22 protein-coding genes are annotated in these 18,340 nt (G+C 56.8%); 13 read left to right on the top strand and 9 right to left on the bottom strand.

Annotated features, from left to right (window positions below):
• Positions 1 to 8 precede the first annotated feature (8 nt).
• The 4 genes from P186_RS07310 to P186_RS07295 are packed head-to-tail and all read left to right on the top strand — an operon-like array spanning position 9 to position 3,807.
• Positions 9 to 698: a nucleotidyltransferase family protein gene (locus P186_RS07310; RefSeq protein ID WP_014288807.1), complete on the top strand. Its 690-nt coding sequence runs from the start codon at positions 9 to 11 to the stop codon at positions 696 to 698.
• The gene (locus P186_RS07305; RefSeq protein ID WP_014288806.1) at positions 688 to 2,400 is read left to right on the top strand and encodes a glutamate--tRNA ligase; all 1,713 of its coding nucleotides are present in this window, start codon (positions 688 to 690) and stop codon (positions 2,398 to 2,400) included. The genes P186_RS07310 and P186_RS07305 overlap by 11 nt, the downstream gene beginning before the upstream one ends.
• The gene (locus P186_RS07300) at positions 2,393 to 3,385 is read left to right on the top strand and encodes a DUF354 domain-containing protein (RefSeq protein ID WP_014288805.1); all 993 of its coding nucleotides are present in this window, start codon (positions 2,393 to 2,395) and stop codon (positions 3,383 to 3,385) included. Before P186_RS07305 ends, P186_RS07300 begins: the two co-directional genes overlap by 8 nt.
• A 29-nt stretch (positions 3,386 to 3,414) precedes the next feature.
• Entirely contained in the window at positions 3,415 to 3,807 is a 393-nt protein-coding gene (locus P186_RS07295; RefSeq protein ID WP_148682834.1) for a hypothetical protein, read from the top strand.
• On the opposite strand, the gene P186_RS07290 is transcribed toward P186_RS07295, so the two are convergent.
• Genes P186_RS07290 through P186_RS07275 form a run of 4 tightly spaced genes read right to left on the bottom strand, consistent with a single transcriptional unit; the run spans position 3,770 to position 6,692 of the window.
• Entirely contained in the window at positions 3,770 to 4,360 is a 591-nt protein-coding gene (locus tag P186_RS07290; protein ID WP_014288803.1) for an adenylate kinase family protein, read from the bottom strand. The genes P186_RS07295 and P186_RS07290 overlap by 38 nt on opposite strands.
• Entirely contained in the window at positions 4,335 to 5,630 is a 1,296-nt protein-coding gene (asnS, locus tag P186_RS07285) for an asparagine--tRNA ligase (RefSeq protein ID WP_014288802.1), read from the bottom strand. The genes P186_RS07290 and asnS overlap by 26 nt, the downstream gene beginning before the upstream one ends.
• A gap of 2 nt (positions 5,631 to 5,632) precedes the next feature.
• On the bottom strand, positions 5,633 to 5,884 hold the full coding sequence (locus P186_RS07280) for a hypothetical protein (RefSeq protein ID WP_014288801.1): 252 nt from the start codon (positions 5,882 to 5,884) through the stop codon (positions 5,633 to 5,635).
• Positions 5,877 to 6,692, bottom strand: coding sequence for an NAD(P)-dependent oxidoreductase (locus P186_RS07275; RefSeq protein ID WP_014288800.1), 816 nt, complete (start codon positions 6,690 to 6,692; stop codon positions 5,877 to 5,879). The genes P186_RS07280 and P186_RS07275 overlap by 8 nt, the downstream gene beginning before the upstream one ends.
• Positions 6,693 to 6,739: 47 nt before the next feature.
• Between P186_RS07275 and P186_RS07270 the strand changes: the two genes are divergently transcribed.
• The 3 genes from P186_RS07270 to P186_RS07260 are packed head-to-tail and all read left to right on the top strand — an operon-like array spanning position 6,740 to position 9,449.
• Complete coding sequence (locus P186_RS07270; RefSeq protein WP_014288799.1) at positions 6,740 to 7,771, top strand: L-threonylcarbamoyladenylate synthase; 1,032 nt, start codon at positions 6,740 to 6,742, stop codon at positions 7,769 to 7,771.
• Positions 7,768 to 8,541 (top strand): class I SAM-dependent methyltransferase, encoded by a 774-nt coding sequence (locus P186_RS07265; RefSeq protein ID WP_014288798.1) that lies wholly within the window; start codon positions 7,768 to 7,770, stop codon positions 8,539 to 8,541. Before P186_RS07270 ends, P186_RS07265 begins: the two co-directional genes overlap by 4 nt.
• Before the next feature lie 50 nt (positions 8,542 to 8,591).
• Complete coding sequence (locus P186_RS07260; RefSeq protein ID WP_014288797.1) at positions 8,592 to 9,449, top strand: ribose-phosphate diphosphokinase; 858 nt, start codon at positions 8,592 to 8,594, stop codon at positions 9,447 to 9,449.
• On the opposite strand, the gene P186_RS07255 is transcribed toward P186_RS07260, so the two are convergent.
• Complete coding sequence (locus tag P186_RS07255; RefSeq protein WP_014288796.1) at positions 9,444 to 10,454, bottom strand: histone deacetylase family protein; 1,011 nt, start codon at positions 10,452 to 10,454, stop codon at positions 9,444 to 9,446. The two genes, P186_RS07260 and P186_RS07255, sit on opposite strands and share 6 nt — an antisense overlap.
• 60 nt (positions 10,455 to 10,514) lie before the next feature.
• Here P186_RS07255 and P186_RS07250 point away from each other — a divergent pair, with 60 nt between their 5' ends.
• Positions 10,515 to 10,712, top strand: a complete 198-nt coding sequence (locus tag P186_RS07250; protein ID WP_148682833.1) for a hypothetical protein — start codon at positions 10,515 to 10,517, stop codon at positions 10,710 to 10,712.
• Here P186_RS07250 and P186_RS07245 read toward each other — a convergent pair.
• Positions 10,687 to 11,319, bottom strand: coding sequence for a creatininase family protein (locus P186_RS07245; protein ID WP_148682832.1), 633 nt, complete (start codon positions 11,317 to 11,319; stop codon positions 10,687 to 10,689). The two genes, P186_RS07250 and P186_RS07245, sit on opposite strands and share 26 nt — an antisense overlap.
• An 89-nt stretch (positions 11,320 to 11,408) precedes the next feature.
• On the opposite strand from P186_RS07245, the gene P186_RS07240 reads away from it, so the two are divergent.
• The 3 genes from P186_RS07240 to P186_RS07230 are packed head-to-tail and all read left to right on the top strand — an operon-like array spanning position 11,409 to position 13,407.
• Positions 11,409 to 12,074: a GTP cyclohydrolase IIa gene (locus P186_RS07240; RefSeq protein ID WP_014288793.1), complete on the top strand. Its 666-nt coding sequence runs from the start codon at positions 11,409 to 11,411 to the stop codon at positions 12,072 to 12,074.
• A complete protein-coding gene (locus tag P186_RS07235) occupies positions 12,071 to 12,742 on the top strand; it encodes a 2,5-diamino-6-(ribosylamino)-4(3H)-pyrimidinone 5'-phosphate reductase (protein ID WP_014288792.1) in 672 nt (223 codons plus the stop codon). Before P186_RS07240 ends, P186_RS07235 begins: the two co-directional genes overlap by 4 nt.
• Positions 12,743 to 12,762: 20 nt before the next feature.
• Positions 12,763 to 13,407 carry a 3,4-dihydroxy-2-butanone-4-phosphate synthase gene (locus P186_RS07230; protein ID WP_014288791.1) on the top strand — a complete coding sequence of 215 codons (645 nt, stop codon included), beginning with the start codon at positions 12,763 to 12,765 and terminating at the stop codon, positions 13,405 to 13,407.
• On the opposite strand, the gene P186_RS07225 is transcribed toward P186_RS07230, so the two are convergent.
• Positions 13,391 to 13,852 carry a YkgJ family cysteine cluster protein gene (locus P186_RS07225; RefSeq protein WP_014288790.1) on the bottom strand — a complete coding sequence of 154 codons (462 nt, stop codon included), beginning with the start codon at positions 13,850 to 13,852 and terminating at the stop codon, positions 13,391 to 13,393. The two genes, P186_RS07230 and P186_RS07225, sit on opposite strands and share 17 nt — an antisense overlap.
• Before the next feature lie 8 nt (positions 13,853 to 13,860).
• On the opposite strand from P186_RS07225, the gene P186_RS07220 reads away from it, so the two are divergent.
• The gene (locus P186_RS07220; RefSeq protein WP_014288789.1) at positions 13,861 to 14,937 is read left to right on the top strand and encodes an NAD(P)/FAD-dependent oxidoreductase; all 1,077 of its coding nucleotides are present in this window, start codon (positions 13,861 to 13,863) and stop codon (positions 14,935 to 14,937) included.
• Here P186_RS07220 and P186_RS07215 read toward each other — a convergent pair.
• A complete protein-coding gene (locus P186_RS07215) occupies positions 14,932 to 16,092 on the bottom strand; it encodes a nicotinate phosphoribosyltransferase (protein WP_014288788.1) in 1,161 nt (386 codons plus the stop codon). The two genes, P186_RS07220 and P186_RS07215, sit on opposite strands and share 6 nt — an antisense overlap.
• Positions 16,093 to 16,128: 36 nt before the next feature.
• Here P186_RS07215 and P186_RS07210 point away from each other — a divergent pair, with 36 nt between their 5' ends.
• A complete protein-coding gene (locus P186_RS07210) occupies positions 16,129 to 17,868 on the top strand; it encodes an ATP-dependent DNA helicase (RefSeq protein WP_014288787.1) in 1,740 nt (579 codons plus the stop codon).
• On the opposite strand, the gene P186_RS07205 is transcribed toward P186_RS07210, so the two are convergent.
• On the bottom strand, positions 17,840 to 18,322 hold the full coding sequence (locus P186_RS07205; RefSeq protein ID WP_148682830.1) for a hypothetical protein: 483 nt from the start codon (positions 18,320 to 18,322) through the stop codon (positions 17,840 to 17,842). The two genes, P186_RS07210 and P186_RS07205, sit on opposite strands and share 29 nt — an antisense overlap.
• Between the last annotated feature and the right edge of the window lie 18 nt (positions 18,323 to 18,340).

The following is an 18,340-nucleotide window of genomic DNA, read 5'->3' as shown; positions in this document are numbered from 1 at the left end:
GATAGGCGATGCAAGGCATTATCCTAGCCGGGGGCTTTGGGAAGAGGCTGGCGCCTCTGACCTCGGAGGTGCCTAAGCCGCTGTTGCCGGTGGGCGGCAAGCCTATCTTGGTGAGGCAGATCGAGTGGCTTAGGGGATACGGCGTAACTGACATAATTCTTGCAGTTGGCTACTTGAGGCAGAAGGTATTTGAGGCGTTGGGCGACGGGAGAAAATTCAGCGTGAGGATATTCTACAGCGTAGAGGAGGAGCCCCTCGGGACGGGGGGTGCCGTGAAAAACGCCTTGCCATTCATCACAGAGGACCCGATAGTTGTGGTGAATGGCGATGTGCTGACTAACATCCCAGTGGATAAGATGGTGGAGGCGCTAGGCGACGCCGACGGGGCCATAGCACTCGTCCCGTTGAGGAGCCCCTATGGCATTGTGGAGTTCGACAGCGGTGGCTTTATCACTAGGTTCCGGGAGAAGCCGCTTCTAGATGGCTTCTTTATAAACGCCGGGGTTTACGTACTTAGGCGGAGGGTGTTGCAGGAGTTGCCCGACCGGGGGAATATTGAGGAGACTCTCTTCCCGAGGCTCGCCCAGCAGAGGCGGCTGAGGGCGATGGTGTTTAGAGATGTGTTTTGGCGCTCGGTAGACAGCCTAAAGGATCTAGAGGAGGTAGATAGGTTCTTTGCTGGTAATAATGGAAATTGAAGAGGTAGTTCTAAAACACGCGCTTGCTAACGCCGTTAGGTACGGGGGGAAGGCGGACGTCAAGGCTGTGATGGCGAAGATAATGGCGGAGATTCCTGAGCTGAGGGCTAGGGCTCGGGAGGTTAGGCAGGTGGTGGACCAGGTGGTGGCGCGGGTTAACTCTATGCCTCTCGAGGAGCAGTTGAAGATTTTGAGGGAGAGGTGGCCCGAGGTGCTTGAGGAGAGGAGGCCGGAGCAGAGGCGGGCCGGCTTGGAGGGGCTACCCGAGTTGCCGAAGGTGAGGGGTGGGGTGGTTGTGCGCTTTGCGCCGAATCCCGACTTCGTGCTACATCTGGGGAGCGCCCGCCCCGCCGTCCTCAACTACGCCTACAGGCTTAAGTACGGCGGCCGGTTTATACTCAGGTTTGAAGACACAGACCCAAGGACTAAGAAACCCCTCGTGACCGAGGAGGTGGACGCGTACCAAGCCATTAGGGAGGATTTGAAGTGGCTTGGGGTTAAGTGGGATGAGGAGTACATCCAGTCCCGCCGGATGGAGATCTACTACGAACACGCGAGGAAGTTGCTAGAGATCGGGGGGGCCTATGTGGATTTGTGCAAGCCGGAGGAGTGGAGGAGGCTTAGAAACGCGGGGAGGGCGTGCCCCCACCGGGAGCAACCGCCGGAGGTCAACCTGGAGCTTTGGGATAAGATGCTTGGGGGGAGTTTCGGGGAGGGGGAGGCTGTGGTCAGAATCAAGACAGATCTGGCTCATCCCGATCCCAGCGTGAGAGACTGGGTTGCTTTTAGAATTATAGATACCTCCAAGACGCCGCACCCCCTAGTTGGGGATAGATACGTGGTGTGGCCTACGTATAACTTCGCCGTGTCTGTAGACGACCATCTAATGGGCGTGACCCACGTGCTTAGGGCTCAGGAACACAGCGTAAATACGGTTAAGCAGTCTTACGTGTTTAAGCACCTCGGCTGGGAGCAGCCGGTAACCATCCACTTCGGCAGGCTTAGGATAGAGGGGGCTACCCTCAGCAAGTCGAAGCTCAAGGCGCTTAAGATTAGGTACGACGACTTGACCCTCCCCACCCTCGCGGGGCTGAGGAACAGGGGGATACTGCCGGAGGCTATCTGGGATTTGATACTCTCCGTGGGGATAAAGCCTTCCGACTCCACAGTGGCTCTCGCCAATCTCTACGCCTACAATAGGAAATACGTGGAGCCCATTGCCGATAGGTACATGTACGTGGCGGATCCCGTCAAGCTCGTTTTTGAGGTGGACCGGGAGCTGGCGGCGCGCGTGCCGTTTCACCCCAGCTATAGGGAGAGGGGGGAGAGGGTGTATAGGCTGGGCCCGGGGCGTGTGGAGGTGTATGTCCAGCGGCGCGACGTCGAGGCTGGGAAGGTCGTGAGGCTTATGGAGCTGGCCAACGTAGAGGTCGAGAGGGTGGAGGGAGACGTGGCGTATGGCCGTCTCCACAGCCTCGGGTTGGAGGAGGCGAGGCGCGTCGGCGCGCCGATAGTTCAGTGGGTTTCTCAGCCCATCGAGGTGAGGGTGGTGAGGCCGGCGGCGGTGGGTAAAAAGGAGGTGGAGATGGGCCTCGGCGAGAGCTATCTCGACGCCGTGGAGGTGGGCCGCTATGTCCAGTTCATGCGCTACGGCTACTTGAAGAAGGTGGGGGGTAGGGAATTTGTCTACGTACATGACTAGGGTCCTCTTCGACGCATTGACGCCTAAGCAGGCGAGAATAGCCGCAGTTCTCCATATAGAGGGCGCCCAGCGGGGGGTCGAGGTGGTGGTTACATGTAGAGACTATATGCACGTGGCCGATATGCTTGAGCTATACGGCGTGCCCCACCGTTGTGTCGGTAGGTACGGCGTGTCGCTTTACGAGAAGCTCGTATACGGTCTGGAGCGGCAGAGAGCTTTGGCAGACGTGGCGGTGGAGGTTGACGCCATGGTGGGCTTCCCGTCGCCCGACGCCGCCCGTGTGGTGTTTGGGCTAGGCAAGCCGCTAGTGGTCCTTAACGATACCCCCCACGCGCATCACGTCAATAGGCTTGTTATCCCCCTCTCCGATGTGCTGGTGGCGCCAGCCGCGACGCCGGAGGAGGCTTGGAGGAATTACTGCCCCCGTAGGGTGGTGACGTTCGACGGAGTGTTTGAATATATGTGGACTTCTAGGTTTGCCCCAAACCCCGACGTGGTGAAGAGCCTGGGGCTTAGCCCCGGGGGCTACGTGGTTTTTAGACCTGAGGAGGCGCACGCGGCTTACTACCGCTGGGACTACGCAGAACTACGCAGGAGGCTTGTGGAGGAGGCGAGGCGTCTCGGCTACGTAGTGGTGAACATCCCCCGGTACCCCGACCAGATAATGGATGGCGTGGTTAATCTCACAAAGGCCGTGGACCATCTTCAGCTTGCCTACTTCTCCGCAGGTGTTGTGACAGGCGGGGCCTCTATGGCCACCGAGGCGGCGTTGCTGGGGGTGCCCGCCCTCTCCTACTTCCCGGAGGGCTACTACCTAGATGACTACCTGGCGAAGAGGGGGGCCCCCTTGTATAGGTGTAGAGACTTGGAAACTTGTCGAGGGGCGCTGCGTGAGATGTTGAGAGTGGGTAGGGCGGGTCCGCTTAAGCTGGAGGATCCCTCAAGGGTAATTTTCGAAGTGGTGTCCGGCGTTGTTTCAAGATAACTTTTTTAATCACTGCTTTAGTAGTGGACATGGGCATCAGGTCTGTGGCCCTGTTTAAAGTGGGCCGTGACTACGGCGTGACTTTTCTAGACTTGAAGCTCGCCGGGTTGAAAGAAGCCGGCGAGAAGGCGGGGAGGCTAAGTGGCGAGTTGGAGTCTATCGAGCGCGAGCTCGTGGGCGTCGTGCCTAGGCTGGAGGAGATGTATGCTCTTGACGTGGCTATGGAGGACGCCGCAGGTAGGAGATACGCGGCGAGGCTCTACGCCCACGGCGGCGTGATTCACTACGTGGTGCTGATTTCGCCTAAGAACACGGTGAGAAGCTTGGCCAAGAGGCTCTCGGCACAGGGCTGGAAGATGCTCGTTTTGATAGAGAAAAAGGGCGTCAAGAGGAGCGCCCCCAGCGAGACAGACGTTCAATAAATTCCAGAAACCCGCTCCTCTCGGCGTAGCTCAGCCAGTCCACGGCCTCGTCTAGACAGCCGCCCCCCACCACACACCGCCTTATCGCTTCAAAAGTCTCGTCTCGGCTCCGCTTGGTGACGTCTATCTGCACGGCCCAGGGCCACCTCTCCCTAGCCTTGACGTAGACAACGTCCAGCATCTCTGCCCAGACGTTGTCAAGCACCTTCTTCAGAGGCCACCCCCTATCCACCAGCTCTCTAAACAAGACGTCTGGCGCCTTTCTCAACACCACGACGGCCTCCGGATCGGGAGACAGCTCCACCACGTGCGTGTCCACCACATCGCCGGGGGCGACGGCTCTACACACAACCTCGGCGGCGCGTGCCAAGTCGCTAATTTCGTAAGTCGCGAGCTCAGGTATGTACACAACGTAGGGGGTGTTGGCCAGTACCTCGCCAACTGTGACGCACCTTGTGCTGAGAACCTCGGCGAGTTTTCTGCAGTGGGTTGTCTTGCCTACGCCCGGCGTGCCTGTTATGAGGGCCTTAGGGCGTGGTGCGGCGCACGTCACGTGGAAACGGCACAACGTCTCTGATGTGGTCGGCGCCGGTTATCCACATCGTGAGTCTATCCACCCCCAGCCCGAAGCCAGAATGCGGCACCGAGCCGTACCTCCTAAGATCTATATACCACCAATAGTCCCTCGGGTCTAGTCCAAACCTCTTTATCTTGTCCACGAGCTCCCTTTCGTCATATATCCTCTCGCCGCCCCCGATCACCTCGCCGTAGCCCTCCGGCAGGAGGACGTCGAAGCTCAGCGTCACCTCCGGCCTCCTGGGGTCATTCCTGTGGTAAAACGCCTTCAGCTTCTCGGGGAAGCCGTAGAGCACCAGAGGCTTGTCGAACTCCAGCGTCAAGGCCCTCTCCTCATCGGCGCCGATGTCGTCACCCCAGTTGATAGAAACGCCCCTCCTTCTCAGAATCTCCACGGCCTCGTCGTAGCTCACCCGGTAAAACGGCGGCTTCGCCCTCTCTAGGTATTCAGTCTTCCTCCCCAGTAATTTCAACTCGTCCTGCCTCTCCTCAAGCACCTTCTCAACTACGTGGCTGATCACCTCCTCGCCGACGCGCGCCGCGTCCTCCATGCCGGCCCACGCCATCTCCATCTCGGCGTGCCAGAACTCGGTGAGGTGACGCCTCGTTCTAGAGGGCTCCGCCCTGAAGCTGGGCGCGACTACGTACACCTTCTCGAGGCTGTAGATCAACACCTCGAGGTAGAACTGCGAGCTCTGGGTTAGGTAAACCGGCTGGCCGAAGTAGTCCACTTTGAATAGGGTGGCGCCGCCCTCCACAGCCGCCGTTATGAACATTGGCGTGTGCACCTCGTAGAAGCCGCTCCTCCTAAAGTATTCATGTATCGCGCCGAACACCGTGTGTCTAATCTTCAACACAGCCTGCATTTTCCTACTCCTCACCCAGAGGTGCCTCACGTCTAGGAGGTATTCGCTGTCGGCGGCGACGGCGTCTTCATTTATGGGATATGGCTCGCCACTGTAGGCCCAGTCTATACTCTCGACGTGAAGCTCCACGCCGCCGGGCGCCCTGGGCTCCCTCACCAACGACCCGGTGACAACTAGCGAAGATTCTAGATTCAGGTCCTCGGCCTCTCTAAACCTGTCCCTGGGAAGCACTAATTGAACTACGCCGGTGGAGTCGCGAAGCAAGATGAATATCTTCTCCTTCAATACCCTCTTACGGTGCACCCAGCCCCGTACCGTGGCCCTACCCTCGCCTCTCTTCAAAACCTCGGCTATAGGCTCCGCCTTTTTATAAGGCTCCATCGCTAATCCTGCCGAACCTCTTTATATATACCCACCACCAAGCCGCCGGCGCACTCGCCGGCTTGCTTACCCACGTAGTCACCCTCTTGGTATTTCCTCCGGCGCTCAGTCCCATCGCCGCAACGGATAACTGTGTAGATCTCCGCGGGTTTTTCCCTGCCTCTTACCGCCGTCTCTCTCCAAAACATATACGTAAAGAAGGCCAGCATTATTAACGCAATGCCGGTTAGAATAACTACGTCCCAGCTAGTCATGTCGTGACTCTAAGACGCCGGCCTTGGCGTAGTCCTCCTCCCCCCGGCCCATAGCGGTGAGTATCTCATACAGCGCCTTAACCCCGCTTATGGCCACGTTGCCCATCTCGGCCTCGCCGGCGGCTAGCGAGGCGTAACGCATATCCTTTGCGGCGTTTTTCACAGTAAAGGTGGGCGGCGCGTGGCCCAGCATCCTGTCGATGTAGCGCGCCGCCACGTCTTTAAACACAGTGAGGGAGAGCAACTCCTTAAATACGTCTGGGTTTATGCCGTATTTGCCCACGAGGGCTAAGGACTCCCCCAGCACCGCCACCGTGGAGATTAGGAAGGCGTTGTACGCCAGCTTCAGCACAACGGCGTTGATGTCATTACCAACGTGTAGAATGGTGCCGAACTTCTCTAGGACTGGTCTGACCTTTACGTATACGTCGTCTGGGGCCCCTACTATATATATGGCGTCGCCGTTTTCTACGTTACGGGGGCTCCCCACCACGGGCATTGCAAAGGCTTTCTTCCCCCGGGCTTTTAGAAGCTCCAGCGCCCTCCTGGCTCCGTCGACTGAGTAGGTGCCGGCCAGCGCTATGTAGTCGCCGCCTAGGTGCGGCACCACGCTGTGAAGAGCTTGGTCGTCGGCGACGAACACCACGGCGAGGCCCTTGGCTTCCTCCAGCTTGGCGATGGGGCGCCCCGGCGCCTCCTTGACCTTTTCCCTGGTGCGGTTCCACCACAACACCTCAAATCCTTGCGCCGCGGCCCGCTTTGCGAAGGCCTGCCCCATGTTGCCCATGCCGACTACGGTGATCTCCATGGCTCTTCAACACGTAGGTGTTTATATCTCTGTGCTCAATCTGTTGCGTGAGGCTGTTGCGGACAGATCCCACGAGGCCGGATCCCCACGTCATCAAGTCCGCGGCCGAGGTGTTGGACAGAGGCGGCATAGTGGCGGCCCCCACGGAGACGGTATATGGCCTATTCGCACACGCCTATAGAGAAGACGGCTGTATAAAGGTGTTTAAAGCAAAGGGCCGCCCCATGGACAACCCCTTGATAGTCCACGTCGACTCTCTCGAAATGGCTGAGGAGGTGGCAGAGATACCGAGAGACATCGCCGAGGTGCTAAGGCGGGTATGGCCAGGCCCCATCACGGTGGTGGCTAAGTCGCGTGGAGTTGTTTCTAGATGCGTGACCGCGGGGCTGGACACTATAGCCGTGAGGGCGCCGGCTCACCCAGTGGCTCTTGCCATAATTAGAGAGCTGGGGGCCCCTATTGCGGGGCCCAGCGCCAACAAGGCAGGTAGGCCGAGCCCCACCACTGCTTTACACGTAGTTGAGGATCTAGACGGCGAGGTGGATCTCATAATAGACGGGGGGCCTACCTTCTTCGGCGTGGAGTCCACCATTATAAACGTCACGAGGAGGCCACCTGCGTTGCTCCGGCCCGGTCCCTTTACTGTGGAGGAGTTGGAGAGGTTTTTCGGCGCTGTGGAAATTCCGCCGGTGGCGCGGGGGGTGGCGGAGGCTGAGGTGGCTCTTGCGCCGGGTATGAAGTACCGCCACTACGCCCCGGAGACGGCGCTTGTAGTGGTGCATTTCGATCTAGGCGACGCCGTCAGGGCTTTGAAGTCTAAGGGGCTTAAGGTGGCCGTGCTGTGTGCAGTTGGTAAATGCGCAGAGGCCGACTACGTGATTGATATGGGTTCTGATTTATACGAGGTGGCGAGAAATTTATACAAGTCGCTGAGAGACCTCGACAGGCTTGGAGTAGACGTGGGTTTGGCGCCGGCCTTGGAGGAGCGGGGCATAGGTCTGGCTATTATGAACAGGTTGCGTAAGGCTGCGGGGCATAGGGAGGTTTTTAATACTGGACAGCTACTGTCGGTGGTATGAGCTGGGTTGAGGAGTTCTTTGACGATGTATATCTCGATTTTATGCAGTACTACCGGAACGAGGAGGTTTCTAAAGTAGAGGCCGCCTTTGTACAACGGAGTCTGGGCGTGAGGGCGGGGGCGCGGTTTCTGGACGTAGCTTGCGGCCATGGGAGACATATGGCGCATATGCCCCGGGACTCGGTGGTGGGCATTGATATAAAGCTTGAGTATCTGAGACATGCCAAGAGGTTTGGGGATGTGGTGCAGGCCGACGTTAGGCTGATGCCTTTTCGAAAAGGGGCCTTCCACGGGGCCTACATCATGCACTCTACCTTCGGCATGTTTGGGGACGAGATAGACATGGAGATGTTGACGTGGCTTTCCGGCGTTGTTAAGATGGGCGGGCGCCTCTTGATAGACGTAGCGAATAAAGATAAGGTGGAGGGCATATACGCCTCTCTGGGCGAGATGTGGAATTTCTGGCTGACGGCGGGGCCCTACAGAGTACTCAGCACGGCGTACTACAACCCCATCACGTCTAAAATCAGGGAGACGAGGCTTATTTACAAAAACGGGAAGTACATTGGCGAGAAAACTCTAGAGCTTAGGCTGTACAGTCTTGGCGAGTTGCGCCTGCTTTTAACAAACGTGGGCTTCGTCGTGGAGAGTCTCTACGGGGACTTCAACGGCGAGGCTTATTCAAAAAATTCCGACCGGCTGATAGTGGTCGCCGTCAAGGCGGGGGGCGTGTCCAGAGGCTTGAGACAGGCGGTGGAGTGGGTTGAGTAAGCCTCCGCATAGGGGGGTAAAAGATAAATCCACTCCCCGTCGCTGGGTATATGCGCGTCTTGTCTTTTCCCAACGCTCTCGACATCGCGTATGAGCTTGGGGGGCTTGGCCCCGTTTCTCAGGTGGAGGAGAGGGTTTTCCCAGATGGGGAGGTGCTCGTCCGGGTACCTGAGGCAGATGAGGGGGTTGTGTTGGTGGCTAGGCTCTATCCAAGTGTTAACGATAACCTGATTAAGCTACTCATCACGCTAGATGCGTTAAACGACATGGGGGTGCGGAGGATAGTCCTCGCCATCCCCTATATGCCGTACGCGAGGCAAGATAGGCGTTTTAGGCCTGGCGAGCCTATTAGCTCGAAGACTGTGTTTAAGTTGCTTAGCCAGCTCGGCGTTTCTGCCATCGTCACGGTGGATCTGCATAAGGAATACGTGGCGGAGTACGCGCCGAGGGTTTTGGTGAGAAACGTCTACCCAGCGGAGGAGTTCGCCAAGGCCCTTCCCAACGTCGACGTGGTTATAAGCCCAGACTTCGGCTCCGTCCGCAGAGCGGAGTCTCTGGCAAAGGCCCTGCGGGTTCCCTATACCTATTTCGAGAAGTATCGGGATAGGAATACGGGAGCTATAACTCTCATTCCCAGACAGGAGCTGGATTTGAGAAACAAGAGCGTGGTCCTTGTTGACGACATCCTCTCCACTGGGGGGACGCTTGTTGAGGCCTGCAGGTCTGCGAGGACTTTGGGCGCCTCTGCAGTTTACGCAGCGGTGACTCACTGCCAGCTTCTAAAAGACGCCAGGGAGAGAGTGAGGAGCTGTGTAGATAGGCTTGTCTGCACAGATTCTATTCTTAACGAGTTTGCCGAGGTAAAAATCGGGCCGGTTCTAAGAGGGGAACTGGAGGTAGTCCTATAGCCGCCAGTACCGCCCAGTGTAGCGCCTCACCTCTACAGCCAGTTCCTCAAACCGCTTGTAGACGCCGGGCGCGCTCTCCGTCTGGGCCTCGCCGGGGGCGAACTCCCCCGCTGTGGCGAGGCGTATTAGGGCCTTAGTGCCTCTCTTAATAACAGAACGGTTGTAGCCCCCCTCTAGTAGAAACACAGTGGGCTTCTGCAACTTCAATATGGCGTCTATGGCGTAGAGGTAGCCCTTGAGGGAGAGGTTGAGATCTCCAAGGGGGTCATCTCTATGCGCATCCCACCCCAGCGACACTATCACCAGCTTGGGGTTGTACTGCCTCAAAATGGGGATTATGAATTCGTCCACCACCTTGACGTAGATGTCGTCTCCAGCCTCTGGGGGCAGTGGGATGTTTATGTTGAAGCCCTCGCCTCTGCCCTCGCCCACCTCCTCTGGATACCCGGTTCCGGGGTACAGGGTGGCTGGGTGTTGATGTGTTGATATGTAGAGGAGGTCTTTTGCGTAGAGTATCTCCTGGGTGCCGTTTCCGTGGTGGACGTCTATATCCACCACAGCCACGCCTTCCCCGAGGTATAGGGCGCCGATCGCCGCCGTGTTGAATATACAGAACCCCTGGGTGGGCGCTGTTAGAGCCCTCCCCACAAACCCGGCGTGGTGGCCCGGAGGCCTCGAAGCCACCAAAGCCACCTCTCTCTTATCGATGGCGTTGGCCACCGCCGAGACTGAGAGAGCCGCCGCGTCGCAAGTGCCAGGCGAGATATACGTGTCGCCGTCTATCTCAGCGCCACCTCTTTCACATATCCTTTTCACATAATCTACATAGCTCTTGTCGTGAACTGCGTATATCAAGTCCCAGGCGTCGGCCCGCATCTCGGGCTCTTTTACAACGGCGCCCGCCTCCAAGACACCCTCCACTAAATAATCCAGTCTGTCAGGGGCCTCGGGGTGTCTAAAGGGCGGGACGTGTTTCTTAAACACGTCGGAGTAGTATACAAGCATGTGGTTTTCGACAAGCCGCTAGTTAAATCTTTCAGTTGCTTAAAGCTATCTAGATATAACGTGTCGATACTTAAGAAGAGACAGGAGAAGAAAGACGAAGACGAGCTGGAGAAATTACTGTCAGAACTTAAGAAGGATGAAGAGGCTGAGGCGAGGGACGCCGCGGTAGTCTCTATACAAATAGCCGGGTTGAGAGAACTGGTCAGGGCTATTGAGAAGCTGACTGAAGCGGTTAAGAAATGTAACGAAGAGACGTAAATTGCCTAAATCTCTCAACTATTTTTTCTACTACTAATTCGAGCATTGTCCTCCCCCTCTCTGCAGATACCTCACCTGGCTTTAAACAGCCCACTACCCCCGTCTTGGAGAACTCACCCACCCGTTTTTTTCCAAAGAGGGAAATATCGCCTTCGCAAATCTCCACGAGCTCCCCGACTAGCGATCCGCCGATCGCCAAGTATATACTCGTCTCGTCGCTTCCCGCGTGGTCTCTGGGGGATGCAATAGCCCATATGTTTACAGGCAGTACCCGCGGCCCCAGTTCATAATTTAACTGCTCCGAGATTAGCTTCACAGCGTCCCACACACCGCCATGACCCACAACCACAACCACAACTCCACACTTCTCCACGGCCGACCTCAGCACATCTTCAAGATATGGCAAGAAACTGCGGCACTTTACCGAAATTGTCTGGGGGAAGTCTCTGTGCTCTTCGCTACAGCTGTAGTAAATAGGTGGGAGAGATCTGGCGCCTATCCTCTCGGCTACTTTATCAGCCACGTATCTCGCCACATCGGCATCTACCGTTGGCGGCAGATGAGGGCCGTGCTGTTCGTAGGAACCAACTGGCAGTAAACAGACCACGGAGCCCCCCACATCCCAAGAATTTTATCTAATTGGCAACTCTAGTTTACACACGCCAAGTTTATATACACACTTTAGTTGACTGCCATGTGCATAAGGTGGCGCTAATGGCGTTAAAAGGCTACCGAGAGTGGACAGAATCCCTCGGCCCCAGGCGTGAACACATTATACAGAAAACACAGGCGCGCCTACACGAGACGCTGTGGAGAAGCTTCACCTCGATAGGCGCGCTCCCCCACCACTTTAGATACGACTACCTCATAGCGCTGACTAACAACATCAACGCTGAGTTTATCCGCAAGGCAGTCGACAAGATTAGACGTGTATCGCCTGTGGAGATCGAGTTCTGCGAGGGCACCGGCGAGACGCCTATGGAGGCGTATAAAAACTGCGGACGTGCAAGCGGCCTAGGCGGTGAAGTAGCCGTGGTGGGACACATGGATGTGGTAAACAGCACCGACACGACTAAGGTCAACGGGCCGCTATACGTATACCGCCAGGTACAAGACCTCCTCAACAAAGCTACAGACTTCTGTAAAGACGTGGGCTGTATGGTGTTCTACCTCGGCGGAGATAACATTATGTTATTCCTCCCCACCCCCAAAGCCGCCTACGAACTGTACGGCTACCTAAATGCCGATTTACGGATTGGCCTAGGTATAGCGAAGAGGCCCTACAACGCCTTCGTTAAGGCCACCCGGGGGCTCGACGCCTTGAGGCACAGAGGCGCGACAGGCGTCAAGTTAGTGAAATGAGGCCCTACGTATATCTAATGGCCGCCGTTACGGTGGATGGGAGAATAGCCAGCAGAACTGGGTACTCACGGCTGTCGTGTCCCCACGACTTAAAGAGACTACACGCCATGAGGGCAAATGTAGACGCAGTAATTATAGGCGCCAACACGGCAATTGTAGACAACCCCAGACTCACCGTGCGGTATGTAGAGGGGAGGAACCCCGTGCGCGTATTGATAGACGGGGCGCTCCGCGTCCCTACGACGCTTAGAATTTTTGACAACTCGGCGCCAACTATTATTTACACCTCTAGACGCGCCCCCCTTGAAAAAATAGAAGAGCTGAGGGGGAGGGGCGTTGAAGTCGTCATCATAGGCGAGGAGAAGATAGACCCGGGAGACGTGCTAAGAGACTTGTACAGGCGAAATATGAAAAAGGTGCTTCTGGAAGGCGGCGGCAGGACTAACTGGGAGTTTCTCAACAGATGCCTAGTAGATGAGTTGATAGTCACCATAACCCCCTATGTATTTGGCAACGGCGTCTCGCTAATAGAGGGGGAGGGCTACCCAAACACCGAGGAAACGCCCTTCGTTCTCGAGCTTGTTAGCGTGAAGCTGTGTGAATGCGGAAGAGAGATTGTGCTCACCTACCGACTGAGATGTAAAAATAAGTTTACACAAAATATATGATTCGGAAAAATGAGTTTACTATGCAAAATATTGAAAGGGCGATCAGTGCCCTAAAGGCCGGGAAGCCTGTCATGATATACGACGGTGATGACAGAGAGGCGGAAGTTGACTTTGTTATACGTGCCGATGTGGTTAACCCAGCCACTGTGCGGTGGCTAAGAGAAAACGCAGGGGGTTTGCTGTGCTTCGCCACGACACGGGAGATTGGAAAAATCCTCGGGCTGGAATTTTTAAGCGAGTACTACAAAAGAAGAGGCTTCCACTCCACAGCCCCATACGGCGACGAGCCTGCCTTCATGGGGTATGTCAACCACATAAAAACTAAGACGGGCATAAGGGACTCAGATAAGGCCCTCACCATTAGGGAACTTGCAAAGGTTGTGGAACTGGCCCTTAAAGATCCAGAGGAGGCGAGGGAGGCCTTCCGGAGGCAATTTTACCTCCCAGGCCACGTGCCTGTGTTGGGAGGGCGTATAGGAGAGAGGTGGGGCCATACAGAGCTCTCTTTAATACTCGCAAAAGCCGCCGGCCTGCCGCCGGCAGTGGTCATCATAGAGATCTTGGGACGCCACACCGAGGCGATGCCTGTTGACGAGGCAAGAGAACTAGCTAAGTCACTGGACATCCCGTTGATAACGACTGAAGACATCAAAGCCTTAATTTAATCTTAATCTTGGCGATCTTTGCATCGTTGAGAAACTTCACTACGTAAGGCGCCAGGCGCTCCACCTCCCTCCTCGGCACCGTATGCCATGTAGGACATGTTCGATCCACATCCACCTTTTCGCCGTCGAAAATAAGCGGGTAGATGCGGCAACCAATCGGCCTAATGTCGTAAATTTTACAACTTCTCGATGCCGGGTCGTAGAAATAACAATGGCCATCTACATTTCTCAAGCGGTATACTCCGTCTTTCTCCACGGCGAAGTCCTCCAGCCTATACCCAGCCGATGTTATACGCTCAATATCCTCCGCCAACAGCTCCATTTCCGTGCCTACACAGCAGATGCCACACTTTATACATCTAAAACTCACCTCAAACCACTTGAGATCCCGCCACACATAGGCGGCAGGGACATGAAATAAAATATTTTTATTGAGCAGACGCATCTGCTAAGGTGTACGACGTCGTGATTGTGGGCGCCGGCCCCGCCGGCTCGGCCGCTGCCATCATGGCAAGGAGGCTGGGGCTCAAGGCAGTTGTCATCGACAGGAGAGAGCCGCCACGGGAAAAGCCCTGCGGCGGCGGCCTCACCCCCCGTAGCTGGAAGCTTCTAAACGCGCTGGGCGTGGAGTACCCCATCTACGGCGCCTGTAGGGAGATTGAAACCCGCGCCGCGGGCTACAGCTACGTGTTGAGAAAAGAGCCCATTCTCGTGACGAGGAGGCCCCAGTTCGACCACGCCCTGCTAAAGCAAAGCGGAGTCGACTTCATAAGAGACGAGGTAATTAATGTGAAAAACAACACTGTGGTTGGAAGAGGCGGGGAGTACCAGGCGAGGGTTGTGATAGGAGCCGACGGCGCCACGAGCGCTGTGGCGAGGTCCATCGGGGCGGGGAACTACCAAGGCCACAAAACCCACGCCATTGCCTACATGACTATAGCAAGGGGGCCCGCCAGCGAGCGGTGCGTAGTTGACTTCGACGCGGTTATAGACGCCACAGGCCAGCTAGGCTACAGCTGGATATTTCCCGTGGACGAGGGGGCGAATATAGGCGCCGGCGTGGGCTGGGGGAGGTGGATAGACCTAAGAAGGCTCGTGGTGGAGTACGCAGAGAAAGCCGGCTACAAACCCGGGCCAGTGCTGGGGCACCCACTCTCCCTAGGCTACGTCAAGAGTCTCGGCACGAGAAATGTGATGCTCGCCGGCGAAGCCGCGGGGCTTGTCGACGCCACCACGGGGGAGGGGATTTACTACGCAGTAGCCAGCGGAGCCGCCGCAACCCTCGCGGCTTACACAGCGTTGAAGATCTGGGGAAGCGAAAAACACGCCGCTGAGATCTACCAAAGGCTTGTAGAGCCCTATGTGGAGGAGGTGAGGAAGACCAGAGCTCTTTCACGCATCGCTAGGATCATCGGCAAGAGGAAAACCGTAATTAAACTCCTCGGCAGGAGGCTTCTCAATCTCTACACCAGAGTCTACACCGGAGAGGCCACCTACAGCCTCATGCTAAAGCCCATCGATAAGTCATAGCTCGACTTCAGAAAGCTGCTCTAGTACGTACTTCCTAATCTCCGCCTCCCCCGGAATCTCTCTAACGACCCTGCCGTCCTCAATCCACTTGACCAAGAGGGGCTCTCCACACGGCGGAGGGCTACCCCAGGGGACGGCAACGTGCCTAATGCCGCACCTATACAGTTGCTTAAACCCCGGCAACTTCCCCCTCTTAGTGATGGGAATCCACCTACCCCCCACCTCCACCTCCACGATATCCATAGACACATCTACGGAGGGCGGGAAGGCGATGGAGGTCCCCACGCCAAAGCCGTCAACCACGTCTCTTAGAGCCTCCACCTGCGGCTCGTCCAGCCCCCCGCTGACGAAAATCTTCACGTTTCTATAGCCGTTGAGGTCAAGAGCCCACCTCACCTCCTCGACGATTCTCCTAATATTCCCCCGCCTGCTACCCGGCGTGTCCAGCCTCACTCCGTGTAGCCTCTCCCCCAGCAACTTAGCCGCCAGAAGGGCCTCCTCCCTCTCGTCGAGGAACGTGTCGGCGAGCACTATGCGGGGTACCTCCGAGGGGACGGTCTTGTCGAACCAGACCCACGCCAAGGTGTGGTCGCCCGCCACGGCCCTGAATATTATCATCAAGGCATGCGGCATGGTGCCCGACGGCTTTATACCGAGCAACTCTGCCCCCATGACGGTGGCCACGCCGTCGCAACCTCCGATATACGCCGCGCGGTCCGCCATAGGCTGAATAGCGGGGTGAAGCGCCCGCGCTCCGAAAAAGAGACAAGTCTTTTCACCTGCTATCTTCTTCACGCGGGCCGCCTTGGTGGAAATGCTGGAATAGTGTCTAACCACGCCCAGAATCGCTGTCTCCAACACAGCAAATTCCAGATAGGGACCCTCGATAACCATAATGGGGTCGTTTTCGTAAAACAGAGTGCCCTCGGGCAGGGCGTACAGCGTTATCCTCCTACCCCGTAGAATTTCAACCACTTCCTTAAGCCCCGTGAACACCGCCCACTTAAAGCCCCTGGGAAGAGAGGCCACGTGGAACTCGGCCCTCACCCTCACATCAGCAAACCCCGCGTTTTTCAAAACCTCCACCGTCCTGGCGAAATATATGTCAGTGGTTCTCCCTGACAAAATATCTGAGGGAGACGCTGTATGTAGCATTGGGGAAAGGGAATTTATAGGGATTTAAATAAAATCGTGGATTTCTTCCCCTACGCAGAGGCCCGGCAGTTTCAACGCGAGATTTATGAAAAGGTATACGACGCGCTTCGCCGCGGCGCGGCGGCGCTGATCAACGCGCCGACGGGCCTCGGCAAGACTTCGGCGGTGCTCGCCGCCGCCGTGAAGTACATGCTGGAGACGGGAGTCCGCGTGCACTACGCCGTGCGGACGCGGGCTGAGCTAGAGCCGCCGGTGAGGGAGCTGGCCAAGATACGTCAACTGGGGGCCGACTTTAACTACATCGTCATCAAGAGCAAGCAAGACATGTGCTGCTACCCACAGATCCGAAAACTCAGCTACTTGGAGTTTCTCGCCGAGTGTAGCCTTCTTAAGAGCCTCGGGAGGTGCGCCTATTATCCACCGGGGGATGTGGACGTGCCTTTGAAAAACGTCGCTACATATGTAAAACTCCTCTGCGCCTCGAAGACATGTCCCTATGAATACGCCAAGAGGAAGCTCGACGAGGCAGAGGTCGTGATTTCTACATACTACTACATCTTCGGTAGAGAGGAAGCCCAGACGAAGGGCAAGGTGGTTATCATAGACGAGGCACACGCCTTATTTGACGCCGTTGTCCACCTCCACAGCATAAAGATTAGCGAAGGCGAGCTGAGGCAGGCGTACAGAGAGGCGCGTAAATACGGCTACGTGGAAGAGGCCGCGAAGATATACGCCATATATACCTACGTAAAAAAGGCTGAGGGCAACGTCGACCTCGGCGATCTTGCGGGTCTGGTGGCCGATTTACAACTTGACGATGCTATTAGAGAAATTACGAAAAGGAAAACGGAGAGTTTGCTTAACCCCTACACTCCGCTCCTCCTCGTGAAGGAGCTTAGAGACGCCATCAAGAACAGGCGGCGCCACCACGCCCAGGTGGAGTATGTAGAGGGCTTGAGGACACTCGCCCTCTACCCGCTCGATCCAACCTCGATTGTGAGAGAGAAGCTACGCGGCGCGCACAGCGTCGTTTATATAAGCGGCACGTTGCCAATAGGGCTCTTCGCCGAGGCGCTCGCCCTATCTAATTACGAGGAGCTAGACGTCCCCTTCAATAAGTACATCCCCAGAGAGAACTACCTCTCAATAGTAGATGTGGGAGTCACTACGAAATACGCCGAAAGAGGCGAGGAGATGTACCTAAAAATAGCCAAGAGGCTGGCCGCCTGTATAAACGCGTCTCCCCGCGGCGTTCTGGCGGTATTCCCCTCATACGAAGTAATGAAGGGAGTGAAGAAGTATCTCAAAATCTCGATACCCCACTGGTACGAAGACGGCGGAGAGGTCTCCTTGGCGGACATCCCAGAGAAGTTCTTCATAGGTGCCGTGGCCAGGGGAAGGTACACAGAGGGGGTCGAGTACACCAGAGACGGAGCCAATCTACTCTCCACAGTGGTAATAGTGGGCGTCCCATATCCCGAGCCCAGCCCCTACCTAGAGAGGAGAGTGGAGCTCCTCAAGCCTAGACTTGGAGCCAGGGCGTGGGACGCTGTCTACATGTACCAGGCGATGGTTAGCATAAGACAGGCGGTGGGTAGGCTCTTCAGAAAGCCGGAGGACAGGGGGGTGCTTGTCTTCCTCGACAGACGCTACGCCGAGCCCGAGCTCTGGACGAACCTAGCCGACCTGCTCACGGGTTCTCTGGTTGTTCAAGACGTGGAGGAGGCCATGGGGGCTGTGGAGAAGTTCAACGCCTCGACAGCAACCGCCAGATAGCAACCGCAACCACAATCAAAGCCGCGTTAGTCCCCGCTATAGCCACCGCCAGGAGCGGTATGCTCAACGCCTCGTTAAAAACAGAAATCACAGAGGTGATTATGCCCATCAACGCCGCGATCAACGCAACCACAACACCAGCCAGAGGGAGGGGCTGGGTCTTCTCCATCCCCATACCCTTCGCGGGCCTCTTTACAGCTTGTCCCTCCTGCTGAGGCTGCGGCTGCGGTGCGGGCTGTGGCAAGGGCGGGGGAGGGGGCAAAGTCCTCTGCGTCCTAACCGTCGGCGGGGGGATCGGGTAGGGCCCGGGCGGCGGAGGCGGAGGAGGCGCCGGTTGCTGGTACTGCACGGGCGGGGGCGGGAGAGGCGGCTGTGTAGGTAGAGGTTGCGGAGGAGGTTGCCGCGGCGGAGGCCTTCTCAAAGGCTTCTCCTGATCCTTATCGTCGATAGCCATAGGCACCCCCACGCCCCG

The organism is Pyrobaculum ferrireducens (assembly GCF_000234805.1).
Lineage (GTDB): Archaea > Thermoproteota > Thermoprotei > Thermoproteales > Thermoproteaceae > Pyrobaculum > Pyrobaculum ferrireducens.
The sequence above is the reverse complement of the archived record's forward strand: the minus strand, read 5'-3'. Positions and strand labels throughout refer to the sequence as shown.

Bases quoted from the DNA above. Each gene is read 5' to 3' on its own strand.
- P186_RS07310 (WP_014288807.1), top strand. From the start codon at position 9: ATGCAAGGCATTATCCTAGCCGGGGGCTTTGGGAAGAGGCTGGCGCCT.
- P186_RS07260 (WP_014288797.1), top strand. From the start codon at position 8,592: ATGCGCGTCTTGTCTTTTCCCAACGCTCTCGACATCGCGTATGAGCTT.
- P186_RS07205 (WP_148682830.1), bottom strand. From the start codon at position 18,322: ATGGCTATCGACGATAAGGATCAGGAGAAGCCTTTGAGAAGGCCTCCG.
- P186_RS07300 (WP_014288805.1), top strand. From the start codon at position 2,393: ATGACTAGGGTCCTCTTCGACGCATTGACGCCTAAGCAGGCGAGAATA.
- P186_RS07235 (WP_014288792.1), top strand. From the start codon at position 12,071: ATGAGGCCCTACGTATATCTAATGGCCGCCGTTACGGTGGATGGGAGA.
- asnS (WP_014288802.1), bottom strand. From the start codon at position 5,630: ATGGAGCCTTATAAAAAGGCGGAGCCTATAGCCGAGGTTTTGAAGAGA.
- P186_RS07280 (WP_014288801.1), bottom strand. From the start codon at position 5,884: ATGACTAGCTGGGACGTAGTTATTCTAACCGGCATTGCGTTAATAATG.
- P186_RS07265 (WP_014288798.1), top strand. From the start codon at position 7,768: ATGAGCTGGGTTGAGGAGTTCTTTGACGATGTATATCTCGATTTTATG.
- P186_RS07215 (WP_014288788.1), bottom strand. From the start codon at position 16,092: ATGCTACATACAGCGTCTCCCTCAGATATTTTGTCAGGGAGAACCACT.
- P186_RS07225 (WP_014288790.1), bottom strand. From the start codon at position 13,852: ATGCGTCTGCTCAATAAAAATATTTTATTTCATGTCCCTGCCGCCTAT.
- P186_RS07255 (WP_014288796.1), bottom strand. From the start codon at position 10,454: ATGCTTGTATACTACTCCGACGTGTTTAAGAAACACGTCCCGCCCTTT.
- P186_RS07275 (WP_014288800.1), bottom strand. From the start codon at position 6,692: ATGGAGATCACCGTAGTCGGCATGGGCAACATGGGGCAGGCCTTCGCA.
- P186_RS07305 (WP_014288806.1), top strand. From the start codon at position 688: ATGGAAATTGAAGAGGTAGTTCTAAAACACGCGCTTGCTAACGCCGTT.
- P186_RS07230 (WP_014288791.1), top strand. From the start codon at position 12,763: ATGCAAAATATTGAAAGGGCGATCAGTGCCCTAAAGGCCGGGAAGCCT.
- P186_RS07295 (WP_148682834.1), top strand. From the start codon at position 3,415: ATGGGCATCAGGTCTGTGGCCCTGTTTAAAGTGGGCCGTGACTACGGC.